Origin of the sequence: Mesorhizobium captivum (assembly GCF_033977165.1) — a bacterium.
GTDB lineage: Bacteria > Pseudomonadota > Alphaproteobacteria > Rhizobiales > Rhizobiaceae > Mesorhizobium > Mesorhizobium captivum.
Genome location: NZ_JAVIJB010000040.1, coordinates 22,497 through 48,225, shown reverse-complemented (window position 1 = coordinate 48,225; position 25,729 = coordinate 22,497). Strand labels below are relative to the sequence as shown.

Sequence of the window (25,729 nt, the reverse complement as noted above, 5' to 3'; positions counted from 1 at the left end):
GCGTCGTTTATCGATACCGCGCAAGAAATCGGCCGGGCATCCATGCGGACACCCGACCGAGTTGCCTGAGCTGATAAGCCCATTCGCAATCCAGGAAGCACAAAGCACTTTTCCCGGATCTGCTCTCCAGGGCTATTTCTTGACCGCTGCCGAGAGTTCCTGGTTTGCTCCAAGATCAAGGCAGCGACGACGACTCACTTCACGATTGGCCGCAACCAATATCGTCACTGATCCAAACAATCACGCCGCCTTGATAGCCAACACCGCATTGGTGCCCGCGAACGCAAAACTATTGGAAAGCGTCACCTTGACTTTCCGCTCCCGCGCCACGTTGGGGGTAACGTCTAGATCGCAATCTGGATCTGGTTCGTCATAGTTGGCGGTAGGCGGTACGATCCCATGCCGAATTGCCATCACGCAGGCGATCAGCTCCAGTGCACCCGAGGCCCCGAGGCAGTGGGCATGCATCGATTTGGTCGAGGATACCGACATTCGATAGGCGTGGTCGCCGAACGCTCGCTTGATTGCTGCGGTCTCGATCTGATCGTTTGGCTTAGTGCCGGTGCCGTGAGCGTTCAGGTAATCGACCTCCTCCGGGACCAGACCCGCGTCGGCTAGACAAGCGCGGATCGCCGCCTCGGGACCCTCAATGGTCTGTGCCGCGATGTCGAAAGCGTCGGCTGAAAGGCCCGCACCGGCCAATTCCGCCAATATTTCAGCGCCTCTAGCGCGGGCATGGTCGTAACTTTCCAAGACTATCATGCCTGCGCCTTCGCCGAGAACAGCGCCCTGCCTGTTCGCGGAAAAAGGCCGGCAAGTGTCGGGCGATAGCACTCGCATAGCCTCCCACGATTTCACTACTCCCCAAACCAATGGCGCATCGGCGCCACCTGCCACCATCACATCAGCGCGGCCCCACCTAATCTGGTCGACGGCGGAGGCAATGGCATGGTTAGAGGAGGAACAAGCCGAAGTGATGCCGTAGACGGGACCGCGCAGTCCAAGGTCCATGCTGACATGTCCAGCAGCGGCGCCCGGCATGACCTTGGGCGCGGTGAAGGCCCCGGTCCTCTTTCTGCCGTGGAGCAACATAGCCCGGTAATCTTGCTCAATCGCCTCCCATCCGCAGACGCCCACACCGACCGTCGCACCCAGGCGATAGCGGTTTTTGTCAGACGCGGTCAGCCCTGCTTGCTGGACTGCTTCGCGAGCGGCAAGCACTGCAAGCACGCTGAACCGATCCATCGAAAGAACTTGCTTACGCTCGATCTCATGCTGAGGAAGATTGCGGATGGCGCATCCCGTGCGCGCGGTGATGTCGTGCAGCGAGGGACCGCTCAACACGCCGATTGCTGAACGGCCGTCGCACATGGCGGCCCAAATATCGGCAGCACAGCTGCCGAGCCCACAAATCCCGCCTATGCCGGTGATAACAACGCGCTTGTTCATTGTCAGTGCTCATTAAGCGCACGGACGGCTTCGACCACGCTGCCCACGTTCTGCAAATCGCTCCAGGCCTCAGTAATGTCCGTTTCGATCTGGATCCCGTATTTCGTCTCAAGATCAAACAGGATGTCCGCCATTTCCAGCGGATGGATGCCCAAATCAGTCAGCTTCGTCTCAAGAGTGATCGGATTCCCATCCGGTTCAGCGTGCTTGCAGATCTCCGCCAGGATTTCGGCCGTAAGCTGGTTAGTCATGCCTTTCACCTCCCGTCTGGCGGCCGACCATGAATCTCGGTGACGCGAAAGATTCACCGATCAGCATTGTTGTGATGCAAAATTTCGCGCTATTGGGGAAATTGATATTTTGGATAAGAATCATTCAAGCAATGGATGGTGTGCCTATAGCCCAGAGGCGGACTCCGAACTATTTGTTTGCGACCGGCGTCGGGTTGGAATAGCCGCCCAGCATCACCGGAATACTCATTTTGAAGGGCGTCGTTCACAAATCGCATTTTTCCTGTACATAGTGATGTGCTAGAATTTCAGGACGCCGGAAATAGCATCGCTAGTCGATCCGGGTACACGCAGTCATATTGCGCTTTCGCTTGAGCCGCCTTTGCACCCGGCTCAACGTACCCTTATCGACGTCGCGGTCGACCCGAATGCACAGCGACCAACCAGCTCGATCTCGATTCCGGCCATCCCGCGCCGGCAGGCGTGCCGACGGCAGTTCCCCGATCTGCTCGTCGCTGGCCTCACAGGCAGCAACGGCAGCAGGACTGGCTCCATTCGGCGGGAGGGCTCTTACGCCAGCGAAACGGCTGGCTCGTACTGATCTGCGGCCCGCGCCGGGCAGGGAACCGGAGTGTCCAGTTGCGCCTCCTGGCGGAGATGACAGGCGGCCACTCGCCGCAAAGCACACCGCCGAAACGCTGAGCAGATCCAAAGTTGTGCAAATCATACCGCAGCCTTCGGCTATGGCACCAGGCGAGATGCCTCCTCCAACAAAATCTTCCGCATCCAGATGCTTGCCGGATCGCCATTCTGAAGCGCAGGCCACTGCATCGCCAGAGTGAACACCGGCAACGAGAGCGGAAGTTCGACGACGCGCAGCGGTAGTGTTTTTGCGAAATGCTCAACCAGCCTCAAGGGCATGGTCCCAATGCGACTGGTGCCCGGTAGCATCAGAGGGATCATGCTGAACCCCTGCACGACCACCTCGGCCCGCCTCTTGAGGCCATGCTCGATCAAAAACCACTCGTCAATGGATGGCTTGAGCGAACGTCCAAATCTGGCCATTACGTGACCCATTGACATATATTTTTCGAACGTGAGCTTTCTCGACAGTTCCTTGTTTGTCCGACAGCCCACACAGGCGAGTGTATCGTCGAAAAGCTTCGCTTTTGGATGCCCGCTTAACAGGAACATTTCAGGGAGTATCAGAAAATCGGCGTCACCGCGCCGGAAAATTTCTTCCATATCGTCAGCGAGAGGCAGGAGTTCGAAGCTGACGAAAGGGGCTTCTCGCGCAACACGGTCAATGACCCCCTGAAAGAAAACGATCGTCATGTAATCGGAAAGGATGACCCTAAAACAGCGATCGGATTTCCGCGGATTAAATTCCTCCCAGGAAATAACCGAGAGCTGTATATGCAGCAGCGCCTCGCGGACCGGCGAGGCGAGCGCCTCGGCTCGCGGTGTCGGGATGAGTTCACGGCCTTTCATTGTAAAAAGCTCATCACCAAAATAGCCGCGCAGCCGGGCGACAGCCGCGCTCATGGCTGGTTGGCTAAGGTGGATACTGCGAGCCGCCGCTGTGAGGTTACGCTCAATCATCAAAGCGTCGAGCGCGACGAGGAGATTCAGATCAAGGCCTTTAAACCGCATTTCAATTCCAATCTAGCGCATGGATGCATTTCATCCGAGCAATAGATTTCACCAATGTCACGAGACACCACATTTGAAAAGTGTCTTTATATGCAAATCGGGGAGGCAAAATGAAGCAGCCGACCGCCCGGGAGCTCATTAGCTCTGGCCCGAGATGTGCTGCAAGAGTCCTGCGCCCCAGCGGCCGCGTCAGGATCGGGACGGCACGTCTTTGAGCAAAGGGCTTTGAATCCAGGTTAACGAGCGAGTTCTCCGATGATTGAGGCGAGATAGTCGGGGTTCCATCCGGCGACTTTTCGTCGACGCTTGATGGATCGCTTGTCGGAGAGGGCTCTGACCAGATTGAGGGCGAAGTGGCGAACGACGGCGCTGTTGTGTGCGCCATGGCCTTTCGGAGCCGCGATTGATCGTCGTTGAAGACGACGTCGAGGGTCCAGTGCAGGGCGTTCTCGATCAGCCAGTGACCACCACGCACGGCCGAGGCGGCCTGCTCGGCGCCGAGCCGTGCTAAAGACATGAAGTATCTGGTCGTGGCGGCAGCGATCCTTAAGTTCGGTGCGGTTTTTCACGCGGATGATGGTTTTGGCCTCGGGCAAGCGCAGTTCGTCGGGAAAGCGGCGCGAGCCCGCCAGCCAGTCGGCCTCGCAAGAGACGGTGACGCGCCGTTCCTCGATGTCGGTGACGCGGTCGAGTTCAGCGGCAGGTGCATCAGCAAAGCAGGCTTCGACCTCAGCGCACAAGGTGGGCTGGTTAGCATTGATGGCGAGCAGATAGTCGGCGCCGACATTGCGGATTGCCGTGGCGATCGTTGCGTTGGTAGCGATGGCATCGATGGAGACGATCGCTCCCTTGAGGCCGTCATTTGCGCCCAGACGCTCCAGATGTGCCGCAAGTGCGGTGGTCTCGCCGCTCTTGTCGGGCACCGCCCCCTGGCCGGGCACCAGCCGAGACGTCGCGGCGAAGGCGGAGACTAGATGCAGCGGAGCCTTGTCGGCACTGCGGTCATGGCTGCGGCGCGAGGTGGCCACGAAGTCGGGCTTGTCCGGCGATGTCTGGCGCATCCAAGCGGTGAACGCATCGACAAACAGCGCAGGATTGATGCGGTTCATGAGGATGGTCGGCCATCCGCCGCAAATGCCCTCGTAGATAGCAGCGGTCAAAGCGCGGAGTTAGCCAGCGGTGCGTTTCAATCAAAATGCGGAAGCGAGCGGATTTGAAATCCGCGCTCAAGTAAAGCTGGGATTAGACGGGATACCGCCGTGACGGTCTGATCGCGCAGACCTGCACCAGATACGGCTAGCAACTCGTCGGGAGGAAACCCGTCATGCAAGCGGACGATTGCCCCGGGCTTGGCCGATTCCAGGACCGCATCGACGATCGTGTCCACCCCGGGGCGAGACCAGTCGCGCGGATCAACCGACCATTTGATAGCTGCCAGTTCAGCGATGGCGGACGCGGCAAAGACCTCTTCGGTCCAGTTCCCGTATGGCGCGCGCAAGTGCCGAACTGACGCTTGAGGGCAAGCCATCATAATAGCCGCATTAGCGTCAAATATTTCACGCTGCACCTCGTCGAACCCGCATCTAGACAGGTCCGGATGAGTCATCGTGTGGTTGCCTACCTCGTGCCCTTCCGCGACCATTCTTTGAATTAGCTCCGGCTGGCCCAAGGCATAGGCGCCAATGACGAAGAACGTCGCCGGGACCCGATGTTCCGCGAGCAGATTCAAGATCTGCGGTGTACAAAGCGGGTGAGGACCGTCGTCAAAAGTCAAATATATACTGCGGCGGCCGATGCAGTCGTCGCACTCACTGCGCAGGTCCCATAACCAGTCGGAATGTATCATTGGCTCTGGTCCGTTCCGGTCGATTGTCGCTCCGGCCGGCCAATCGGACGTTGAACATTCAACCGGTGTAACAGCGACAGCTGCGTTTTCCGTGCGCTTTGGGGCAAATCGGGTAGCGCATTGTGAAGGGTTGACCCCGACGTCGAATTGAGCGCCATCTTGTTCCAGGCGTGCCTGCATGGGGGTGCGATTATACTTCGGTCACAAGTGGGTCGAAGGCGCCAAACTTAGTGAAATGGCAAAGCAATCTGGTACATGTCAGTGTTGATGTGATTTGGCAAGGACTCTTAAGAGCCGCTTTTTTCCCAGGCTCCGGTTTGTACCTCGCTCAATTTGCGTTGATGTCCGATCATGAATGCAGGACTCAAGCAAATCAGTCAAATTGATTGATTGGATAAATCCCATCCGTATTGATACCACGCCCGGGGTCCAGTAAACCTCGCCTCGCACGGCGGTCGGCAGTTCTCCGAGACGTATTCCGGCGCGAGCGTAAACATCGGCGGCTCACTATTCTTGCGCGCTCCTGGGCTTGCGCGATAGCGGGTCGACCCGGTGCCTTTCACGGCAGAGACGCGGATCGGTTGAGAAGTCTTAGTCTAGCTTCCACCGCATAACCGCTCAGTGCTCGACCACCCCGGCAAAACCCAGGTCACGGCGTGTCACGGAGAGCAGGAACTCGTGTTCCGCCTCCTCATGGGACCACAACGGGCGCTCCTGCGGCCCCGGCACTGGAAGCCTCCTGTCGCATTTTCGGCGGGCGAGGCATGGATTCGCGAGCACAACGCACAGTGCCATCGGCATCGTGGCCATGCCCTCGGTGGCGGGGCTGAGCGTGTCGATTTCCACCGCCGGTTCAACGCGGTCTCGATCAAATCTGCTCTTCGCGCGCAGTCCTATTGGCTGCGGGGGAACCTGACCGCGACGGCGCACAGCACCAACTTCGGCCAGCCGATCATGAGCGGTCAGGACCCTTGGAACGCATAGATCCTAACATCCACCGATCGAATATCAACCATCCAAACAATCGATTTTACCAATCGATGGCGGTGCTGCATTAGGAACCCGAAATGAAGGGTTTGGCTCAGGAAGGACGGCAAGTTTGAGAGATCCCATCAGCGCTGGAACCCAGTCGTACGAGGTTCTGCCAGTTCAATTGGCTAGTATCGCGATCTCCGACGGCAGCGTCTGAACTCGCACCAGATCACGCGGCGTCGAACGCGTGATGCGTGCCCTCGGGAAGTATCAAAAAAGGAGTCTTTGTATGCGCTCTCAGGTGCGGTGGAAGCTGTGCTGGGAAAACGAGTTGCAACTTTCCGACCATATCGAACTCGCCGAATTCTTTCGAAGGACCTACGGACCGACCGGCGCCTTCAATGCCAAGCCGTTCGAAGGCAGCCGAAGTTGGGCCGGAGCTAGACCTGAGTTCCGTGCGATCGCGTATGACTCGAGCGGTATTGCGGCACACATGGGCATACTGCGTCGATTCATCAAAATCGATGGGGCTGATCTGCTAGTGGCTGAACTCGGATTGTACGGGATTCGTCGGGATCTCGAGGGGCTCGGAATCAGCAGTTCATTCCGCGTCGTGCTTCCCGTGTTGCAGGAACTCGCGGTTCCATTCGGCTTCGGCACGGTTCGGCCAGCGTTGCATAAACACGTTGCAAGATTGGGGCGAGGCGGTCTGCTGGTCGTCAAGTCGGGCGTTCGCGTGCGCTCCACCCTTAGAGACGCGCTTCTCGACAAACCGCCCACGCGCATAGACGACGCACTCGTCGTTGTCTTGCCAGTTGGGCGTCCGATAACCGATTGGCCCGCCGGCGAGATGATTGATCGGAACGGAGCAGAGCTTTGAGCCACCTCGACTGCTTGTCCGAAGTGTACAGCGAGTGCGCTAACGGTGCCGGCCAACCTAGCGTTTATTTGACGTTTGACGACGGCCCTCATCCGTTTTGCACACCGAAGGTGCTCGACGTGCTGGCGCAACACCGTGTGTCGGCGACTTTCTTCGTCATTGGCGCGTACGCGGCAGACCAGCCAGCACTAATCCAACGAATGATCACGGAAGGGCACGAGGTTGCTAACCATACGATGACCCACCCTGATCTGTCCGAATGCGAACCCGGCGTAGTGCAGCGTGAGATCTTCGAGGCGAACAGAGCCATCAAAGCGGCCTGCCCTGGAGCCTCGGTGCGGTACATGCGCGCTCCTTATGGCATCTGGACCGAACAAGTGATCGCCTCTGCGGCCAGTATTGGGCTGTCGGCTGTCCACTGGTCGGCAGATCCGCAAGACTGGTCTAGTCCCGGTGTCAATGCAATCGTCGATGCAGTGCTGGCCTCCGTCCGGCCGGGCGCAATCGTGCTCTTGCACGACGGGTGCCCTCCTAGCGAGATGAAGCCGGGCAGTGACGCCGGCTTGCGAAGCCAAACCATCCTGGCCCTCTCGCGCATAATTCCAGCATTGCACGACCGCGGCTTTGTAATGCGCTCGCTTCCCCAACAACACTAAACGAACCAAAGATCTCATGGACCTTCTTGGCACAGTCAGCACTGTCACCATCTCGTGTTATGCGCTGCTCTCGACCACATATAAGAGCATGCAAGCCGCTTATGCCGGCACGGCAAGCGTTTCATTGGTCTCGGACAACCTAGCCAGTCCCGATCTTTGGCCGAGCGTGGACGTCATCATTCCTTGCTACAACGAGGACCCCCGCACACTCTTCGAGTGCCTCACGTCGATTGCAAACCAGGACTACGCCGGAAGACTGCAAGTCTATGTAGTTGATGACGGTTCTGGAAACCGGGACGCCGTTGCGCCCGTTCACCAGAGCTTCGCGGGCCACCCGAACTTCAACTTCATTCTGCTCCCCAAAAATGCCGGAAAGCGCAAGGCACAGATCGCCGCGATACGCCGATCATCTGGAGATTTGGTGCTCAATGTCGACTCGGACACGATGCTAGCGTCCGATGTCGTCACAAAGCTTGCGCTGAAGATGCAAGATCCCGGGATCGGCGCAGCCATGGGTCAGTTGACAGCCAGCAACCGGAGCGACACTTGGCTGACCCGGTTGATCGATATGGAATACTGGCTGGCTTGCAACGAGGAACGCGCAGCGCAGGCTCGCTTCGGCGCCGTAATGTGCTGCTGCGGCCCGTGTGCCATGTACCGTCGATCCGCACTCCTTTTGCTGCTGGATCAGTATGAGACCCAAACATTTCGGGGAAAGCCAAGCGACTTCGGTGAAGATCGCCATCTTACGATCCTAATGCTGAAAGCAGGCCTTCGAACTGAGTACATCCCGGACGCCATCGCGGCAACAGTCGTTCCAGATAGCCTAGGGCCTTATCTGCGCCAACAACTCCGGTGGGCACGCAGCACTTTCCGGGACACCTGGCTTGCACTGAATCTGCTACCGGGCCTCAACCGCTTTCTAACATTGGACGTGGTGGGACAGAATCTCGGGCCGCTACTACTCGCCGTATCGGTGCTAACAGGCCTCGTGCAGTTCGCACTGATGGGCACCGTGCCATGGTGGACAATCCTGATGATTGTATTCATGACCATCGTTCGCTGCAGCGTGGTGGCGCTTCGTGCTCGCCAACTTCGATTTATAGGCTTCGCTGTCCACACATTCATCAACGTCTTTCTCTTGCTCCCCCTGAAAGCCTATGCGTTGTGTACGTTGAGCAACAGCGATTGGCTGTCGCGCAGCTTCGCTGCCACCGTGGCAGTCAATGATGGGAAACAGGCTCCCGTCCAGAACCTGACCACTGAATCAAGCACTACAAAATTGTCGGAAGATGCGGTGCCGAATCGTATGCGCCATCTTGCGCGGGACTGTTCGGTGCTGGTGACTTCCGATGAGTGATGGTTGCGTAATCGAGGTAGACGAATTTTGAAGTTGGACAATAATCATCGATTGTTGGATCGGGAATTGGCCGCCGACGATCCGTGGCTGCTCGATGCCAATTCGTTCGAGCGGGAGCGTCACACGCAAATGCTGCGGCTGTCGCTTTTGCATGGATCCATCACAAATGCACTTGAAGTCGGGTGTGCGGCAGGCGCGTTCACGGAAAGGCTAGCGCCCCATTGCCAACGGCTTACAGTAATCGATGTCGTGCCGCGCGCGATTGATCGAACGCGCAGACGGATGAAGGAGCTACCGCACATCACCTGGGTAGTCTCCGATGTTCAACAGTTCTCGACTGAGGAGCCGTTCGATCTGATCGTCGTGGCGGAGGTTCTTTATTACCTCAACGGCATAGCCGAGATGCGCGCTGCCATCCGCAACCTTGCGCGGATGCTTGCGCCAGGGGGGCACCTGGTATTCGGATCGGCGCGTGATGCCACTTGCCGGCGCTGGGGTCACGCCGCTGGTGCCGAGACTGTCATGGCAATGCTGAACGAGACGTTGATCGCTGTCGATCATCTGCAGTGCCAGGGTGAAACCCCCAACCAAGACTGCTTGCTCGCCCGTTTTCGGAGTCCGGTTCGGCCTCCGGATCTGTCGAATTGCCTGCGTTAGACGAGGAAAGTATTATGCGCATTTGTGGTATCAAGCTGACGCATGACGGGGCGGTCGCCCTTGTCGAGGACGGACAACTCGTCTTTTGCCTTGAACAGGAGAAGCGGGACAATAACCGACGATATCAAGCCATCGACCATCTGGAGTCAGTTGTCTCCGCCTTGGCGGAGCACGGTCTGGATCCGCGGGACGTAGATCAGTTCGTTATCGACGGCTGGGACGGTGATTTGGAGTCGCAGTTCCAGGTCCTTAGCGGGGCGGGTCCGATCACTCTCAAAGGGGCGCCCTACGTCGAACGCCATGCCGAGGGCCTCCTCACTTCGCTCGACGGCTCCGGCCTGATGCTCGGTGGCCGGCTTTTCTCTTATAGAAGCTACCCGCATGTTACCGGCCATGTGACCTCGGCGTACTGCACTAGCCCTTTCGCCAAAACCGGACAGCCCGCATTCTGCTTAATCTGGGACGGGTGCATCTTTCCACGCCTCTATTATGTAGAACGCCGCGGCGCCCGGTTCCTAGAATGCCTATTCCCAGTGATAGGCCATGTTTACGCAGCTGCGGGCCATCACTTCGGGCCTTATAAGCGGGCGGGTCGCGGCGACTGGGATCTAGGTGTTGCCGGCAAGCTGATGGCCTACATCGCACTCGGGTCGGTCGATGAAGACATCGTGGCAGTGTTTCAGGAACTCTACCAGGAGCGCTTTGCGGGCGACACAGAGCTAGCCAGGCATTACCGTGCGGATATCAACAGCGCGGAGCCCTTGCTTGCGCGCGTGCATGACTTCTTCGAAGCCAGTGCGCTCCGACTGGGGGATCAGGCACCCGAAGATGTGCTTGCATCCTTTCATCTTTTTCTCGAGCGTCTCCTTGTCAGCGAAACGGCGACCGCTGTGGAGCGGCACGCACATCTTTCCGGGGCGCGAAATTTGTGCATCGCCGGCGGCTGCGGTCTCAATATTAAATGGAACAGTGCCTTACGCGAGGCGGGTCTCTTCGATGCTGTCTGGGTGCCGCCATTTCCGAATGACAGCGGCTCGGCAATCGGTGCCGCTTGCAGCGCAATGGTTGTGCAAGATGGCTTCGTTCCTCTGGATTGGTCGGTTTACAGCGGCCCGGCCCTGCTAGATGGCCAACTGCCTTCGGGATGGAACTCCGAACCGTGCAGCATGCGAAAACTCGCTTCCATTCTCGCCAGCAATAAGCCCGTCATTTTCCTTACAGGGCGCGCCGAGCTCGGACCACGGGCACTGGGTGGCAGAAGCATTCTCGCGGCCGCGACTTCGCCCGAAATGAAGGATTATCTCAACGACGTCAAACTTCGCGAACACTTCCGCCCCGTGGCGCCGATCTGCCTTGAGGACCGCGCGCCGGAAATATTCAGCCCAGGAACGCCGGATCCTTACATGTTGTTCGACCATCAGACACGGGCGGAATGGCGGGACAAAGTCCCCGCTGTCGTGCATCTCGACGGTTCTGCGCGACTGCAGACCATTTCCAGAACCTCTGAGCACAAGGTGGCCGAGCTACTCATCGAATATGAAAAACTCACGGGCATTCCGCTGCTTTGCAATACGAGTGCCAACCACCATGGACGTGGGTTCTTTCCGGGTGCCGCCGCAGCCTGCGGCTGGGGAAAAATTGAACACATATGGTCCGATGGTGTGCTGTTGACCAAAATTCCCGAAACTGAACTATCGCCGGTCGACGGCGCCCTTACGCTGGTTTGAGTGCGCGACCATGGTGGCAATCGACTTTGTCGGCGTGACGAAATCATATGGCAAAAGGGTCGTTGTCGACGGCATGTCATTCACCGTTGCACCGGGAGAGTGCTTAGGGCTGCTGGGGCCGAACGGCGCGGGCAAAAGCACGATCACACGGCTGCTCCTCGGTATGGCAACGCCTAACGCAGGCAAGATCACGGTGTTCGGCGTGCCAGTGCCGGCACGTGCCCGTTTGGCACGTGGACGCATCGGCGTGGTCCCGCAGTTCGACAACCTTGATCATAGGTTCACGGTACGTGAAAACTTGCTGGTGTTCGGGCGATACTTTGGCATGAGCAAACGCGAGGTCGAAGCGGTCAGCCCATCGCTGCTCGAGTTCGCCCGCCTCGAGAACAAGGCGGATGCGCGCGTCGCCGAACTGTCCGGCGGCATGAAGCGACGCCTGACGATGGCCCGTGCGCTGATTAATGACCCGCAACTCTTGGTCATGGACGAGCCGACCACTGGCCTCGATCCACAGGCGCGCCACCTGATCTGGGAACGCCTGCGTTCCTTGTTGGCGCGGGGCAAGACGATACTTCTGACCACTCACTTCATGGAGGAGGCCGAGCGGTTGTGCGACCGGCTGTGTGTGCTCGAGCATGGGCGCAAGATCGCCGAAGGGCGACCACACGCGTTGATCGACGAGCAGATCGGCTGCCAGGTGGTCGAAGTCTATGGCGGCAATCCACAAGAACTGAGATCGCTGGTCAAGCCGTACGCGCAACGCATCGAGCTGAGCGGCGAAACCCTCTTTTGCTATGCGCCCGATCCCGAGCAGGTGCTCAGGCAGCTGCGTGGGGTTGCTGGTCTGCGCCTTTTGCAGCGTCCGCCGAATCTCGAGGATGTCTTCTTGCGGCTGACCGGGCGCGAGATGAAGGACTGAACAATGATCGAAGGTTATATGGCCGTTATGCCCGCCAATGCCTGGAATTGGGTTGCAGTGTGGCGCCGCAATTATTTGGCTTGGAAGAAAATTGCCCTTGCGGCGGTTCTCGGGAACCTCGCTGAGCCGATGATCTCGTTGTTCGCTCTCGGCTTTGGCCTCGGGATAATGATAGGTCGTGTTGAAGGCACTTCGTACGTAGCTTTTCTGGCGGCTGGCATGGCCGCGGTAAGCGCGATGACCTCGGCGACCTACGAAACGATCTACTCGACTTTTGCTCGCATGGGAGGCGAACGCACCTGGGAAGCGATGCTGTGCACTCAACTCACGCTCGGCGATATCGTACTTGGTGAACTAGCCTGGGCCGGCACCAAGTCTCTTCTGGCCGGTACGGCGATTACGCTAGTTGCTGCCACGCTCGGCTATGCCGCGTGGCCATCCCTTCTCTACGCGCTGCCAATCATCGCCCTAACTGGCCTTGCTTTCGCAAGTCTAGCCATGATCGTCACGGCGCTTGCGCCCAACTACGACTGTCTCGTATTTTATCAAACGCTTGTTCTCACGCCTATGCTGTTCCTGTCCGGGGCCGTCTTTCCGGTCAGCCAAATGCCAGGCGCTTTTCAGCAGGTATCGTCTCTCTTGCCTCTTGCTCACTCGGTCGACCTGATCCGCTCAGTCATGCTTGGCCGCCCGGCTGAAAGCCTCGGCCTGCATATTACGACACTTTGCGTCTACGCGGTTTTGCCGTTCTTCTTGTCGGCGGCGCTATTGCGTCGGCGCCTGATGCGCTGACGCTGCTGCGTCGGTGCCGAGGCTTTGGCACTCGCCCCCTGTCAGCGCAGACCGTGGTGCTATCCCTTCGATTGTACGGTTTGCTTGAGTGCGAGCTTAATCCGACCGGTTGCGAACATCGTCGAGCGAGGCAGTGTCGAAGATGGCAATCAGGCTTCTCGTCCGAAGCGCCACCCGAACTGCCGCGACTAATGCTGGTTAGGAACACACGCAATGACTGATAGCCACATACCGCCGCCTGCGCCATTCGTGATCCTGGCCATGCCAAGAACTGGGACGCACTACCTGGAAGAATTGCTGAACGCGCATCCGAATGTGCTGAGCAACGGTGAGCTGCTCAATCCATATGCCACGACTTGGCCCGATAAGCATCGTCTGCTTCGCAGCGATCGAGAGCTGCTTGAGCTTGCCTACTCGTGCTGTCCCGCGCAGAGCGACAAAAAGGCGACGCATGTCGGCTGCAAGGTCAACGAACCTCAATTTCATGATCGTCCGGGTTTTTTTGCCGAGCTGACACGCTGGCCGGGCCTCAGAGTCATCCTCGTGGTTCGCGAAAATACCTTGGAATCGCTGCGGTCACTGGTACAGGCGAGACAAACGCGCCAATGGCTGAAGTTCAGGTCGGACAATGATGCTCCGCCGCCGCAAGTTAGATTATCGACCGCCGACTGTGAGGCATACTTCAAGGCTGCCGACGATTTCCACGCTCGGGTCGCGCGATCCTTCACGAAGAGCAATATGCTTGAGATCGAGTACGAGTGCCTCCTGCGCGAACCTGCTACATGCTTGACAGCGATTTGGGAGTTCCTAGGCGTTCCGGCGCTTCGATTTTCCAGTACGGCGACACTTCAGCGCCAGGAAACGCGACCGCTAGAGCAAACGATCGAGAATTTTCATGAGTTGCGCCGCCACTTCTCGCACGGACCTTATGCGAGATTCTTTGACGTCGGCGAGAGGGGAAGGGCAGTGGCGATCGACTGACAGTCAAGGTTATCGAAAGATAAAGAAACTCACGCGAACACCGAAGGCCACATGCTGGGGAACGGATGGAGCGTATGGCCCGACCGGCATCGGCGTCCACATCAGACGTGTCGCCGACGTTTCCTGGCGCGCCTTCCCCCGCGCCCGCTCCTCGATGTGCGGCTCCGCGTAAGTCCGAAATCATTTTACCGGCTATTCACCGCCTCTGGCGCCTATGCTTTCAGGCAGACGCACTGGCTCGGCTATCCAGTCGCGGTCTAACCAGCTGAGCTTGGGGACCCCCAGCCCAAGACTCCCTGCGATGCGGACGGCGAAATCAGGTATGAGTGGGTAGGCCGCGACACAGAGTCCGACAAGCGCGAAGGTCACTGCGCGGGCCGCGGTCCTGTCAAGCGCCTCGTTTTCCTTCGCTGCAGCTGGAACGTGCAGCACTGAACATGAATAGCGGTCGATTGCGTCGACGAACGCCTCGATTGCATGTGTCAGCTGACGTACGTCCGGGTAATCCGCTTCGAAACGCGCTCGCACTTCTGCGTTGAAGCGTCTGCACTCCGCCAAGAACGCAATGTCGGTGGCTGACCACTGGCCAGGACAAGGGAGCTCGTCAGTTGCGACCCGCTCGATGACCTGGTTAGCCTTCCCGGTCGATCTTAACAGCCGTCCGTCCCAGAAATTCCGTTTCCAGCTTTCATAAGAACTCAGGGAGAAGTCCTCAACAGAACCGTCCGGCCGCCGGCGACACAGGTAGAAGCGAAGCGGCTCGCCCGTTTCTTTTGCAGTGATATCGTTCACCCAGATTGCGTGATTTCGTGATGTTGAGAACTTCTTCCCATCGAGAGTGAGCATCTGATTTACGAAGATCCGTCGAGGGAGCATCTCATGCAGATCAAGGGCCGAAAGTACGCCGGGAATGACCAACAAGCGTCCGAAGGCGTTGTCCGCCCCGAAAAGAATGTTCAGCTCCGGCATCTCGTCCCGCGGAATTTGGTACCACAAGGCAGGGCATCCGCTCTTTTCCCTTATCATTTCTAAGGCAAGCAAGTGCCGAGGCACGTGTTCGATGGTGATGTTGAACCGCTGACACTCAAATCCTGGGATTGGAATCCGGATTCCCTCTCGGTTTGGGTTAGAGATGCAGACTTCCGGAAGCCCCCGGCTCAGCCAGGATTCGATGTAGTGCTTGGCGTAAATGGGCAGGAAGGACCGCGAGGCGAAGGATTCGAGCGCGTCATGCATTGGAGCGAGGTTCAGGAAAAGGCGCTTCAGGGGGCGACGTTCCAGGGAACGCCCCTCGAGATCAACCGGATCCTGAAGTTCGGCATCGAGGACCAGCGCGCCGCAATCCTCGCATTCATGGCCGGAAGCATAGCCGCCGCAATAGGGACATTTGCCGTGGACGAAGGCGTCGACCCTGAAGCGCCCGCTTTCGACGTCATATGGGACCAAATGCTCTCTTTCAGCGATCAGGCCCTTGCTACAAAGTCGCTTGAAGACCTCGAGAACGACCGCCTTGCCGCGGCGGTCTGGCTCTGTCCCAAGGAAAATATCCGGGACTGCGTTGAGCCGATCCAGAGCCTCTTGGAAAGAAGCCGTATTTTTCTCCGCGAGCTGGTAGTATTCCAGTCCTGCAGCGTCGGCCGCAATTGCAATGTGCTCAAGATGACCGTGCGTGCCCTGCAGCACGAAGACCTCTCGGTCGCCTGTCTCAGCAATTCGGCGCAACACATCCGCGTGGAGGAACGGTCCTGAGGCATGACCTATGTGCATTTGCCCATTCGGGGTAAGCATGGCGGGGACCAGCAACAACGGTTTGTCTTTTGCTGTCGCTTCCTTCGTGGAAATCGCCTCTTCGAACGCTGCGCGGCTGTGCCACCACACCGTCTGCATGACTGCACCGCTGTCCAAAGCCTCAATTCTGTGCCTGCGCAGCGGGTCGATCCTAATGCTCTCTCCGCCAAGCAGCAGGAAGGTCTTTTCATCCAGGTGAATTCGAACGCCGCCAGAGATCACTGTCCAAAATTCGACTTCCCCGTGGTTGTGACGGCAAGTGGTCGCGCCTGAACTGAACTTCAACAGACGTACCGAAACGTTACCCCCTTCTGGGAAGGGATCATGCCTGACGATGCCGCCATCAATCGAGATAGGGACCGCACGTGCTTCATTTTTGAGATCTATTATTTGCGGATAGATCATTTCGTTTCCACTCTTGAATTTCGGGTTGGCCATGCCGCTGGCAAGGTCTCGGGGCGACCATGAGCAGGTTGAAGCACCTGCCAGTCTTGCAGCGCCTTCGCCACGACCGCCGCCCGCTCGGCCAGACCGCCGAGCGTGTGCTCCGTTGGGCCCCGAAGGCCAAAAGAGTGGTTCATGAGGAAAACGCGAGGTCGCGGACCGGAGCGGCGCAATGCCGTCTGACCGAGATCCACTTCGAACGACTCGTCGATAACGAGGGCGGCGTCTTCGATGACCGGTTGCAGCGGTTGGAGGAAGGATAAATGGCGACGGTTTGAAAAGCCCGTCGCGCAAACCAGAAGGTCGATTTCAAGCGTTGTCAGGTCTTGCCTGCTTCCGATTCCGCGAAGGTGAAGACGAAAGCTATCCTCAACACGCTCCGCCGCCGTGATTTCCGTATACGGAAACAGTCTGAGCCGATCGCGTCCACACACTTGGTCCTCGAAGCGAAGATCGTAGATGCTTTTGAGGACGTCCTTGGTGACGGTGGAGAAGTTCGTGTTCCTCGTGTCGGTAAGAAACCTATTGCGATCTTCGGGTGGCAGCTTCGCGAACTTTAGCGAGTGTGGATAGGTGTAGAAGTCATTTACAAACGGGTTGTCATCCGTCTGTTCAAAGAGGTGGCGCCGGCCAACGACGATAACCTCCGATACTTCCCGATGCTGAAGCAGGAATCTGACTATCTCGCCGGCGCTTTGCCCGGACCCGACGACTGCAACGCGAGCGTTCGCGTTGATCAGTCCCTCGTTCGCATGGGACAGGAAGAAGTTTGAATGCACCACGCGGCCGGGATCGACGGCCAGTTCTTCGGGAAGGTATGGTTCATGCCCAAGGCTCACGACCACGTCGTCAGCTTCGGTTTCCGAAACGTCCCCGCTCGACACATCCCGGACCGTGACGACAAGGGTTGGGATTCCCGATGGCCTCTCGCGGAACCTGACTTCCACCGCCTCCTTGCCGAAACGAATCTTATTCGCAAAAAACCCGCTTACCCAGACCAGATAGTCGGAGAACAGCTTCCTTGAGGGATATAGTTCGTTCGTATGAATAAAGTGATAGAGAAGCTCCCTGTCGTGCAAGAACGAGAAAAAAGTGAATGGGCTTGCCGGATTCCTCAGGAACGCCAGGTCCTTGAACAAGGAGACTTGGAGCCTTGAATCCTCGAAAGCAATGCCTGGGTGCCATTCTGCACTGTCGCGGCGCTCAAGGACTTCCAGCGTATCCAGAACTGAGGAACCCCATTCTTTCAGGCACGTCAGCAGTGCAAGGTTTGCTGGTCCGCTGCCCACGAGCAGTGTTTTCCGCTTTTGCATTACCGGCTCCAAAAATCGTGGTTGTTTCCAACAGCCCAGTTGCGCGCTCGGCTAAGACAGCCATCCGGCTTCCCCTCATTTTCCCGAGGGCCATCGAGGCGACTTCGGCGAGAGTGGCTTCACCGGGGTGGATGGCACCCCGCAACTGTTTGCGCATGACGCATTCCACGGCTGCGGCCACTGGAACCGCGGTCGCGATAGCCATGCTTGAGAAGCCTCGTTCCTGAAGTGCGGAGCGAAGGATGCACGTCCAGCGGCCAGGTTTGCGATGGCGATCCTCAATGGCCACATCAAGGATGACCTGGTCGTCATGTTCCTTTGGGCTCCGGCGAGTTAAAAGCGCTTCCGTGACGTGCTTGACCCGCAGGCGGGCGCTCCCGATCTCAACCTCCTCGTCGGACAGCAGCCCGAGGCGATGCAACATCCGAACGCCATCCGCAAAGCCCGGCCATCGCACAGTCAATTGCCGGATGGTCGGAATGCTTAGATGAGTGCTTGCGGCAGTCGACGGAACCATTGCGTCATCGTATGCCTCAAGAAGTCCGACACCCTCCACGAACAGCGAAGACACGCTTTCGAATCGATTTCGTGTTACGGCTCGGCCATTGACTCGAGCCAACGCGGGCCTCTGCCCTATGGGCAGCCGACGTCCAAAGGCGAGAGCATAGTTCAGTGGAGGTTCCGGAATTTTGGGAATCCCTCCGCAATGAGTTACGATGCTCTCTAAGCCGTCTAGTTCAGCTGCTGCCAGTGAGATTAACGATTCAACCAGTCCTGGTTCGAGACCCGCTCCCAAGACTACCGGCGGACCGTTAGGCGGCATCCGGGCGATGTCAGGATCCTCGGGGTCCGGCCTGCCCACGCAAATAATAGGGGTGTGTAGACCTGCCTCGTGCATTTGGTGCGCGAGTTTGCCGACCAGATTTCGGCAGTCATTCCAAGACGTAGCCATGATCAGCGATCGTGCTTGGATTGAGAGAGCGCATGGACCTAACGACCCGTCGAAGCGGACGTTTTTGAGGTCGCCCAGAAGCCCTTGCGCCGCAGCAAGCACAGAATGGCTCCTGTCAATCAGGACAACCAACGTGTCCGGCTGGCCCGCAAGTTGCAGGGCCACCGCCCGGCCGACTGGCCCGGCTCCGATGACGACGTGGGACCTCCCGCACATCGTGCTTTAGCCTTTGTTGCCGGCCACGGTCGAGGCGGGCTTGCGCCGGGTCATGCGATAGCCAAGAAGAGCAATAGCCGTTTGCAGCAGAGCCAAGCCGGCAATTAATAACGTCAGTGTATCGTACCCCAGGTGAACTGAGACGATGCCGGCAGCGAAAGGAAAGAAATACAAGCCGAGGAAATAGGAAAGACTGAAGATGATCTGCACCAAGGTTCGGGACTGCGGCGCAGTCACGCGGACAGCTTCTGCCTGCATCAGGGGATACGATAGCCCGTAGGTTATGCCGGTCGCTAGTGATCCCACCGCGTAAATAACAGGATGGCCCGGAGAGTAGTGGAAACCGAGAAGCGAAATAACCATCCCGCCCAGGAGTAGCGGCAAGATCCGATCGGCCGCACCGCGGCTCACGCGCGGACCAATTGCAAACCTAGAGCCGACTACTGCTATCGCCCAAGAGCCAAAAAATATTTCATACCGAAGACCTGAATTGTTCGCAAATGGAGCTTGGAAGTTTATCAACGTGGTGTAAATGCTTGCCGACAGCAGTACGAGTACAAAAAACATTGCAGAATTGCTAAAGAGGAGAGTGAAAAGGTCGCGTGCAAGCGAGGCGTTGTTGGGAATATCGGCGTTGCGGATGTTCGCCGCACGCTGCGCTGCCCAGGATGACAATGCGGAACCTGCCGTCGCCGCAAGCATTGCCAGAATGAACATGTCCAGCGTGCCCAAGCCGGTGAACCGGGTAAGGAGGCTGCTTAGCAGAGGTCCGCAGGTTACCCCTAAGGTTGAGAATGCAGAGTAGGCCATGAAGCTCGATGACCGGTCTGCATCGCTTGAGAGGGCGGCAATGCAGATCGAGCCCACGGTGAAGTGCAGCGCCCATCCACCCGATTGCAGCATGTAGCTCAGGAAGTAGGGGAGTGTCGCACGCACTCCCGAAAGCTCGTTTACGAGGATGGTCGCGCAGCCTGCTGCATAGAGAAGCCCGCCGATAGGTGCAAGCCTTCGCACGCCAAACCGCCGGGCGAGCGAAGGACTGATCAAGACTATTAAGATGGCGGTCGCCATGCCTGCTGCTGAGATCGAGCCAAAAAAGATCTCGTCTCGCCCAATCGACAACAGGTAAACTGGAAGCAGCGCAAAGATGCCCATCGAGAAGGAAATCAGGCATCTTTCAGCGATGAACATACGCCTATACCACAGAATACGAGTGCTGGCGATTGAAATAGCGGGGGCGTTCATTTCTCGTTCCATGAAGTTGTTCGCGGCTTCCGCGCGGAGCGATGTTGTATTTCAAGGCTAGTCGGCCGTTCTGTGCGCACATGTCTTAACGTGCTAAGAGCAACGCGTGCGCAACCGTAGAGCATCGCTTTGCTCCAACCCTCCATCGTTGCTACCCGTGACACTAACCACGACAGTCAGCTCCCGCCCGCCTGACAATGGAGATGCTCAAGATTCATGCCAGTTTGATCGATTGAGCCGAAGGAGGAATTTTGTGGTGTCTTTTCAGTCGATTAGCTGAAGAAAAGCTAGGGCTCGGCTAAAGAAGGCCCCTATCGTGAACTCGACAAACCCGACAGAAGATGTCGGGCGGCGCCGTGGAGACGGCTATGCCTGACTTCGGTGAGTCACAACTATCCTACAGGAGTTGAGAGGCGGGTAGGGCCTCAGGATGGCCGCCGCGAGGTGCGCTACGACACGATGCCGATGCTGCGGCGCGGCACGTGCCTGCGACCACGCCTTTATGTCGGTGGGGCGCAACAGCGATCGAACTCCCGAGGCTAAAAGCGGTCGGACGATACGCACGCTTCGACTACCGATCCAGAAGCGGGCCTCCACCGAAAAGCCAACTGCGCCGAGACTAGGCGCTGCCGCATCTGGGATGGGTGGTGGAGATCTGTAGCGGTTGCTCGATGCCGACCCGGTTTCAGCCGGGGCTCCCATCGCGGAGTGGCGGTGCCTTAACTAATAGAGCCTCGCCCCGTCTATCGGCAGGCGATCATGCCCGGAGCCGGAAGTCTGCGGTCCGAAAACTTTTATGGACGAAATGCGCTCGGTGCCGATGACACATCGCTGGCGCATTAACGAAGCCGGCCTGCATTGCGGTTATCTGGGCCGCAATGATCCGGCCGCTTTCATCTTCACCGCATGGGCATCAAAGGCGGTCGCCTTTCGTGTTCTGCGGCCGCCTCCTCTGCCGGTCAACATTCTTTACTGCCGCATTCTAAGGCCTCAGTTGAAGTCTAGGATGAACCGCCGATTAGGTGAACGGATAGGCCGTGCGTTCTGGGGATAGAGCGAGGTAAATCGAGCAATATCCGCAGCGTCGACCTCTACCGGTTCTTTTGCCAACATCCATTCAACGTTCTCGGTGCAGGGCGGCGTCGTCAATGATCCCTCATAGGTCCAGTAGCTGAGCGAGGCCGGGAGAAGCCCGCTGGGATCGATATCGGCGGCCATTGACGCGCCTGGCCACGCAGGGAAGACTGCTGCCAGGCTTGCAAAGCTGGCATTTGTCGCGCCTGGTATCAGAAAGACTCCCAGGACACCAAAGCTGTCGCTCTTTGTGTCCTTGTGGACGAAATGCACTTCCATCGGGAAACTCTTGCCAGCTATGCGATGCTCGCTTGGCGCATGAAAATGGAATTGGATCAATTCGAAAGTGCGATCGCCGCGGGTCAGCGTGCTGCCTTCCGGCATATTGATTTGAATGGTATGGCCGTTGTTCACCATCTTGCGGCGGCCCTTGTGCCAATCTACTGCGATACGCGGCATGTCGGCCTTGACGGCGTCGGTAATATCAACGGGTGATTGCTGCGTACCCGCCGAACAGACGAAATTCTTCCTGTCCAGATCGGCCCAGTGCTCGGGCCCCACCTGACCGGTGTATCCCCAATGGGCCCCATCCGCACGCGCGGCCGCGGCACAGATGAGGCAAGCGCCCTGTGCAACGAACCCTTTGATCAGGTGACGACGGTGCATATTGCTTTCCCTTCCTTACGCGAATTGATGCTTTTCCAATTGCAAAAAGGGGGCCGTTGCGAGGACAGACGCATTCGATCCAGCGAGTTGATCGGGTCCCGACATTGGGCCTAGCTTAGCTAACCAAGCTTCACCCTCCAGCTTTCGAATCATGGGACGAATCTGGCTGCTTCAAACCATCTCATCGGCTCTAACGAGCAGCCGCAATCAGCCTCTCGGCAAGTCTTGTCCGGCGAGCGATTATCTCTGATCCTTCATAGGAAAGGTGGCCGCTGTCCCGGTAAAGGAATTTGCCATCGATCTCCGTCTTGCATGCTGTGCCGTCGCACAGAAAGTCGTGATAAGAAATGACCTCTACGCCAGCCTTCAAGGCCACCTGGTTCAAGAGCTCGAGAGTGTCGGAATGGCTTCGACGGTACTGTGCGACGTATATTTTACAGTCACTGTAAAGCCCGACAATAACAATCCCACGTGCCTTCCTCTCAAGACATTCACCGATGTCGATATTCCCAACTGGTGGAGGAGCAAGAACGACCACTCGCTTGCCCAAGGCGCGGACGGCTTCGACGAGAGCCTTGATGCCATCAACGGCCTCATCAATAGAAAGATTGACCTCGGTGAAAGTATCTTTGGTCCTCTTAAGCAGCATGAATTCACCCGGCGCCGCGACGCCAAACGGGCTTGAAATGACAACGGTCTTTATTTCGGGTCGAGCTTTCAAGATACGCAAAACGCTGTCATTGAAGCGAATACAGCTCTCGCCGAAGGCGCGGGAATAGGGAGACGCTGTCGGCGGCTTCGAGAAACCAGCTATTCCGACAGCAGGGAGGCACGCGCTCATCGTGAGCTGAGCCAGTCCCGTTTCTCCGATTGTCTTGGCCAAGCCGGGAACCACCGCCATGGCAAATGAATCACCCCAGACCAGCAACTCGGGCTTGTCTGTCGTTTGGCAGTTCCGAGGGATTTCCTGAGGAGGCGATCCGGGCCTGAAATCACATGCTGGTCCCAAACCTTCGTTGATCCGTCGGATATAGGCAAAGTCAATGTTGCTCTGGGTCGCTGCAATGGCGAGCGAGGGCGAGAAGCCGAGCAGAACCGATACAGCAACAAGACCCGAAGCCAGCCGTACACGGGACGTCGCATATCCCCGCCGGAACGGCTCTTCCACGAAACGGTGAAGAACCCAGCTCGCGACAAATGAGAAAGCAACTGCCGCATAGATCGCAAGGGCAGGTGTATCTGCAAGCCAAGCGGCCCGCACAAAGACGAGCACCGGCCAATGGATCAGATAGAGCGAGTACGAGACATCTCCTATCCTCGCCATGCCTCGAACCGCCACATTATCTCTACTGGGCGCAAGCAGGAGGACCAGCGTTGCGAGACAAACCACAGCCGCATCCTCGACCGGATGAGGGGAGCCAGTGGGGACAACGGCAACAAAGAGAAGCAGTGTGAGCGCCGGGAGGCGCAGCCTCGAAACCTTGGCAGCCACGTTGGGGTTGATGGGAAGCAAGGCCCCGAATGACCCCAGGGCCATTTCCCAACATCGGGTCGGCAAAAGAAAAAATGCGGCGGATGGATCGCGGGAGGTTAAATAAAGGCATAGCGAGAAGCTGGCAACGAGGAGCACGCCTACTCCTGTCAGCCACCATCTCCTCGGAGCCAACGCCAAGAAGGCAGGGAGCAGCAAATAAAACTGCTCCTCGATAGCGAGCGACCAGAAATGCAGGAGGGGCTTCGTTTCGGCGGCGCCACCGAAGTAGTCGGACTGAAACCAGAGAACGATATTGCTGGTGAATGTGAGGGCCCCGAGAACCTGGTTTTGGAACCCTTTCAGCTCCACCTCCGACAGGAAGAAAGGCGCAGCGATCGTCGTGAGCGCAATGACGACATAGGCAGCCGGCAACAGGCGTTTAGCACGCCGGTAGTAGAACTCCCAAAAGCTGAACCGTGATTGTTCAACATGCGTCCTGACGAGGCCTGTGATCAGGAACCCCGAAATGACGAAAAAGATGTCAACGCCAAGATAAGCTGCGGCGCCCGGACCAAGACGGGCGTGATAAAGAACAACCAGAAGAACGGCCAAGCCTCGCAAGGCCTGAATATCGGTTCGCAAATATCGCGGCATAGACTACCTGATATAGAGGTGATTTTACTAAAGTGAGATGTCACAACAGTGACGAAGACGACCGTGGCCTTATCCTACCGGTTGAGTTCTTCGCGTCACCGAGTTCCCAAGTCTGGACGTCACTTCCATGCTTACGAGCGCCATTTGCATACGTGTGCTCGACGTGCTTTGAAACCAATCAGATCGAGATTTGCCTCATTTCAAAAAATTCGAAAAATCAATTGTTTCGATGGCACTTATCCACACCATGGATAGTAGGGCGGCTGCATAACGATTGAACGGCGACTTTTTCTCTCACCCATTGCAGAAGCGATTGCCTGGGCAGTTCGGAGGCTTTTGCATATCCAATCGTCTATTGCTGCATGCATTCGACCCCCCACCCGCCGAACCTCGGGTTGGGATCGTCTTTCTGATTTCCAGACAATCATATGGTCGTGGAGCGTCTTTGTGGGCAAGCTCCTCACATCAGCCTGGTGATGGGTCTGGTAGCGCAGTTATACGGCTCTCCAGTTTCATCTCGCAGAGGGTCATCGTCGAGACCGGAACGAGAAGAATACGGAAGCAGAGTCGATGAACGTTTTCCGGTGATGAGATAAATGGAATTCTGTCGTTATGCTCTGTCGTAGCGAACCGCTCAAAGAGAACGAATCTCGCCTCAAATGTTTTCCGGCAGATAAATCTCAAACGGCAAAAACGTCTGCCATGGCGCCTCCGCGGTGCCTGTCTCGATTGCCCTGGCCATCAGCGTCATCAACTCTTGGCAAAGCGGGCGCAGGGGCGTGGCAACCGCCATCGTAATGAGGTCGTCCGCGAGTGCTGCCCGCGACTCTGGCGTGATCTCGTTGACGATCGCGAGGAGATTCCGACCATCGCCCTCTTCCCGGAGCGCAGCGATGGCGCCCTCCGTGCCTCCGCCGGCGACATACAAGCCGACAAGTTCGGATTCGCGTTGTATGACATCGAGCGTGGCCTCGTAGGTGGTTTGCCGCGTATCGAGATTCACGCGCGTGTCCAGCACCTCGAACATCGGCGCTTTCTCACGAAAGTATGAGCGAAAGCCGGTTTCTCGCAATTCGGGACCCTGAAAACGGTGGCTAACGACCAAGACCGCCACCTTGCCCGGCCTTTTTGCAACCTTGGAAAACATCCAGGCGGCCGTCCGTCCAACCTTGCGGTTGTTGAGGCCCAGATAGCCCTCGCGCACGCCGGCGGCAAAATCGGAAAGCAGCGAAAAAACCGGGGTTCCGTTCGATTTGAGTTCTTCGACAGCTGCCGTGACGGTTGGATGATCCGGTGCCATCATCGCTATCGCGTGGCAGCGTGCACCCATGTCCTCGAGCAGCTCGACCAGGTCGCCAGGCCTATGCGACGGCGCGAATTCAACGACTGGAATGCCCCGGAAGGACTGTGCCGCGCTGACAGCAGCTTTGATCTCTCGCGCGAAATCCTGATAGAAATGCTCGGCCGGCATTCCGAGAATAAAGCCTAATCGGTACTCCGGCAAAATCCGCTGCGCGCGCTGCTGCATCAGACCAGCTGCGTTGTAGCCGATGACGCGGGCCGCCTCGCAGACCCGTCGTGCGGTCTGTTCCCTCACCAGTCGACGGCCGTTCAAAACCCGATCGACGGTCGCTACGCTAACCCCGGCTTCGCGGGCGAGATCTGCAATTGTGGGGCGCTTAGTCATGATTCGAGTCTAACAGGAAGTCATGGGGAACATACAGGACGGGGTCACGGAATTTGACAGAATGTGTCAGTCTGCGGTTGATGCCGCGATGTCG

The 25,729-nt window shown here is 57.7% G+C and carries 21 protein-coding genes and 1 pseudogene; 8 read left to right on the top strand and 14 right to left on the bottom strand.

Annotated elements, in window-relative coordinates:
• Positions 1-240: 240 nt before the first annotated feature.
• From RFM40_RS26755 to RFM40_RS26730, 7 genes and pseudogenes are all read right to left on the bottom strand, one after another.
• A complete protein-coding gene (locus tag RFM40_RS26755; RefSeq protein WP_320229390.1) occupies positions 241-1,449 on the bottom strand; it encodes a beta-ketoacyl-[acyl-carrier-protein] synthase family protein in 1,209 nt (402 codons plus the stop codon).
• Between the two features lie 2 nt (positions 1,450-1,451).
• Positions 1,452-1,700: an acyl carrier protein gene (locus RFM40_RS26750; protein WP_320216525.1), complete on the bottom strand. Its 249-nt coding sequence runs from the start codon at positions 1,698-1,700 to the stop codon at positions 1,452-1,454.
• Positions 1,701-2,420: 720 nt separating this feature from the next.
• The gene (locus tag RFM40_RS26745; RefSeq protein WP_320229389.1) at positions 2,421-3,332 is read right to left on the bottom strand and encodes a LysR family transcriptional regulator; all 912 of its coding nucleotides are present in this window, start codon (positions 3,330-3,332) and stop codon (positions 2,421-2,423) included.
• Positions 3,333-3,568: 236 nt separating this feature from the next.
• Positions 3,569-4,441: an ISAs1 family transposase gene (locus tag RFM40_RS26740; protein ID WP_320229388.1), complete on the bottom strand. Its 873-nt coding sequence runs from the start codon at positions 4,439-4,441 to the stop codon at positions 3,569-3,571.
• A 77-nt stretch (positions 4,442-4,518) separates the two neighbouring features.
• On the bottom strand, positions 4,519-5,178 hold the full coding sequence (gene nodB / locus RFM40_RS26735) for a chitooligosaccharide deacetylase NodB (RefSeq protein WP_320229387.1): 660 nt from the start codon (positions 5,176-5,178) through the stop codon (positions 4,519-4,521).
• Positions 5,179-5,193: 15 nt separating this feature from the next.
• Positions 5,194-5,358 (bottom strand): annotated as a pseudogene (locus RFM40_RS33790) (hypothetical protein); the annotation flags it as partial.
• A gap of 438 nt (positions 5,359-5,796) precedes the next feature.
• The gene (locus RFM40_RS26730; protein WP_320253115.1) at positions 5,797-6,024 is read right to left on the bottom strand and encodes a hypothetical protein; all 228 of its coding nucleotides are present in this window, start codon (positions 6,022-6,024) and stop codon (positions 5,797-5,799) included.
• A 415-nt stretch (positions 6,025-6,439) separates the two neighbouring features.
• Between RFM40_RS26730 and RFM40_RS26725 the strand changes: the two genes are divergently transcribed.
• From RFM40_RS26725 to RFM40_RS26690, 8 genes are all read left to right on the top strand, one after another.
• Positions 6,440-7,030, top strand: coding sequence for a NodA family N-acyltransferase (locus tag RFM40_RS26725; protein ID WP_320216521.1), 591 nt, complete (start codon positions 6,440-6,442; stop codon positions 7,028-7,030).
• Positions 7,027-7,686, top strand: coding sequence for a chitooligosaccharide deacetylase NodB (gene nodB / locus RFM40_RS26720; protein ID WP_320229386.1), 660 nt, complete (start codon positions 7,027-7,029; stop codon positions 7,684-7,686). Before RFM40_RS26725 ends, nodB (RFM40_RS26720) begins: the two co-directional genes overlap by 4 nt.
• Positions 7,687-7,702: 16 nt before the next feature.
• Complete coding sequence (gene nodC / locus RFM40_RS26715) at positions 7,703-9,046, top strand: chitooligosaccharide synthase NodC (RefSeq protein ID WP_320229385.1); 1,344 nt, start codon at positions 7,703-7,705, stop codon at positions 9,044-9,046.
• A gap of 3 nt (positions 9,047-9,049) precedes the next feature.
• A complete protein-coding gene (nodS, locus tag RFM40_RS26710) occupies positions 9,050-9,703 on the top strand; it encodes a nodulation methyltransferase NodS (protein WP_320229384.1) in 654 nt (217 codons plus the stop codon).
• Between the two features lie 14 nt (positions 9,704-9,717).
• Positions 9,718-11,430 (top strand): nodulation protein NodU, encoded by a 1,713-nt coding sequence (gene nodU / locus RFM40_RS26705; RefSeq protein WP_320229383.1) that lies wholly within the window; start codon positions 9,718-9,720, stop codon positions 11,428-11,430.
• Positions 11,431-11,440: 10 nt separating this feature from the next.
• The gene (gene nodI / locus RFM40_RS26700) at positions 11,441-12,349 is read left to right on the top strand and encodes a nodulation factor ABC transporter ATP-binding protein NodI (RefSeq protein ID WP_320229382.1); all 909 of its coding nucleotides are present in this window, start codon (positions 11,441-11,443) and stop codon (positions 12,347-12,349) included.
• A 3-nt stretch (positions 12,350-12,352) separates the two neighbouring features.
• Positions 12,353-13,141: an ABC transporter permease gene (locus RFM40_RS26695; protein WP_320216515.1), complete on the top strand. Its 789-nt coding sequence runs from the start codon at positions 12,353-12,355 to the stop codon at positions 13,139-13,141.
• Between the two features lie 213 nt (positions 13,142-13,354).
• Positions 13,355-14,122, top strand: coding sequence for a sulfotransferase (locus RFM40_RS26690; protein ID WP_320216514.1), 768 nt, complete (start codon positions 13,355-13,357; stop codon positions 14,120-14,122).
• Positions 14,123-14,314: 192 nt separating this feature from the next.
• Here RFM40_RS26690 and RFM40_RS26685 read toward each other — a convergent pair whose 3' ends face one another.
• The 7 genes from RFM40_RS26685 to RFM40_RS26660 form a co-directional block, all read right to left on the bottom strand.
• Entirely contained in the window at positions 14,315-16,315 is a 2,001-nt protein-coding gene (locus tag RFM40_RS26685) for a class I tRNA ligase family protein (protein WP_320216513.1), read from the bottom strand.
• A complete protein-coding gene (locus RFM40_RS26680) occupies positions 16,312-17,667 on the bottom strand; it encodes a SidA/IucD/PvdA family monooxygenase (RefSeq protein WP_320229381.1) in 1,356 nt (451 codons plus the stop codon). The genes RFM40_RS26685 and RFM40_RS26680 overlap by 4 nt, the downstream gene beginning before the upstream one ends.
• Complete coding sequence (locus RFM40_RS33785; protein WP_320318912.1) at positions 17,558-18,490, bottom strand: saccharopine dehydrogenase family protein; 933 nt, start codon at positions 18,488-18,490, stop codon at positions 17,558-17,560. The genes RFM40_RS26680 and RFM40_RS33785 overlap by 110 nt, the downstream gene beginning before the upstream one ends.
• Before the next feature lie 351 nt (positions 18,491-18,841).
• Positions 18,842-20,080, bottom strand: coding sequence for an MFS transporter (locus RFM40_RS26675; protein WP_320216511.1), 1,239 nt, complete (start codon positions 20,078-20,080; stop codon positions 18,842-18,844).
• A 990-nt stretch (positions 20,081-21,070) separates the two neighbouring features.
• Positions 21,071-21,820 carry a carbonic anhydrase gene (locus RFM40_RS26670; RefSeq protein WP_320216510.1) on the bottom strand — a complete coding sequence of 250 codons (750 nt, stop codon included), beginning with the start codon at positions 21,818-21,820 and terminating at the stop codon, positions 21,071-21,073.
• A 190-nt stretch (positions 21,821-22,010) separates the two neighbouring features.
• Positions 22,011-23,948, bottom strand: coding sequence for an acyltransferase family protein (locus tag RFM40_RS26665; protein WP_320216509.1), 1,938 nt, complete (start codon positions 23,946-23,948; stop codon positions 22,011-22,013).
• 655 nt (positions 23,949-24,603) lie between these two features.
• Entirely contained in the window at positions 24,604-25,635 is a 1,032-nt protein-coding gene (locus RFM40_RS26660) for a LacI family DNA-binding transcriptional regulator (protein WP_320216508.1), read from the bottom strand.
• Between the last annotated feature and the right edge of the window lie 94 nt (positions 25,636-25,729).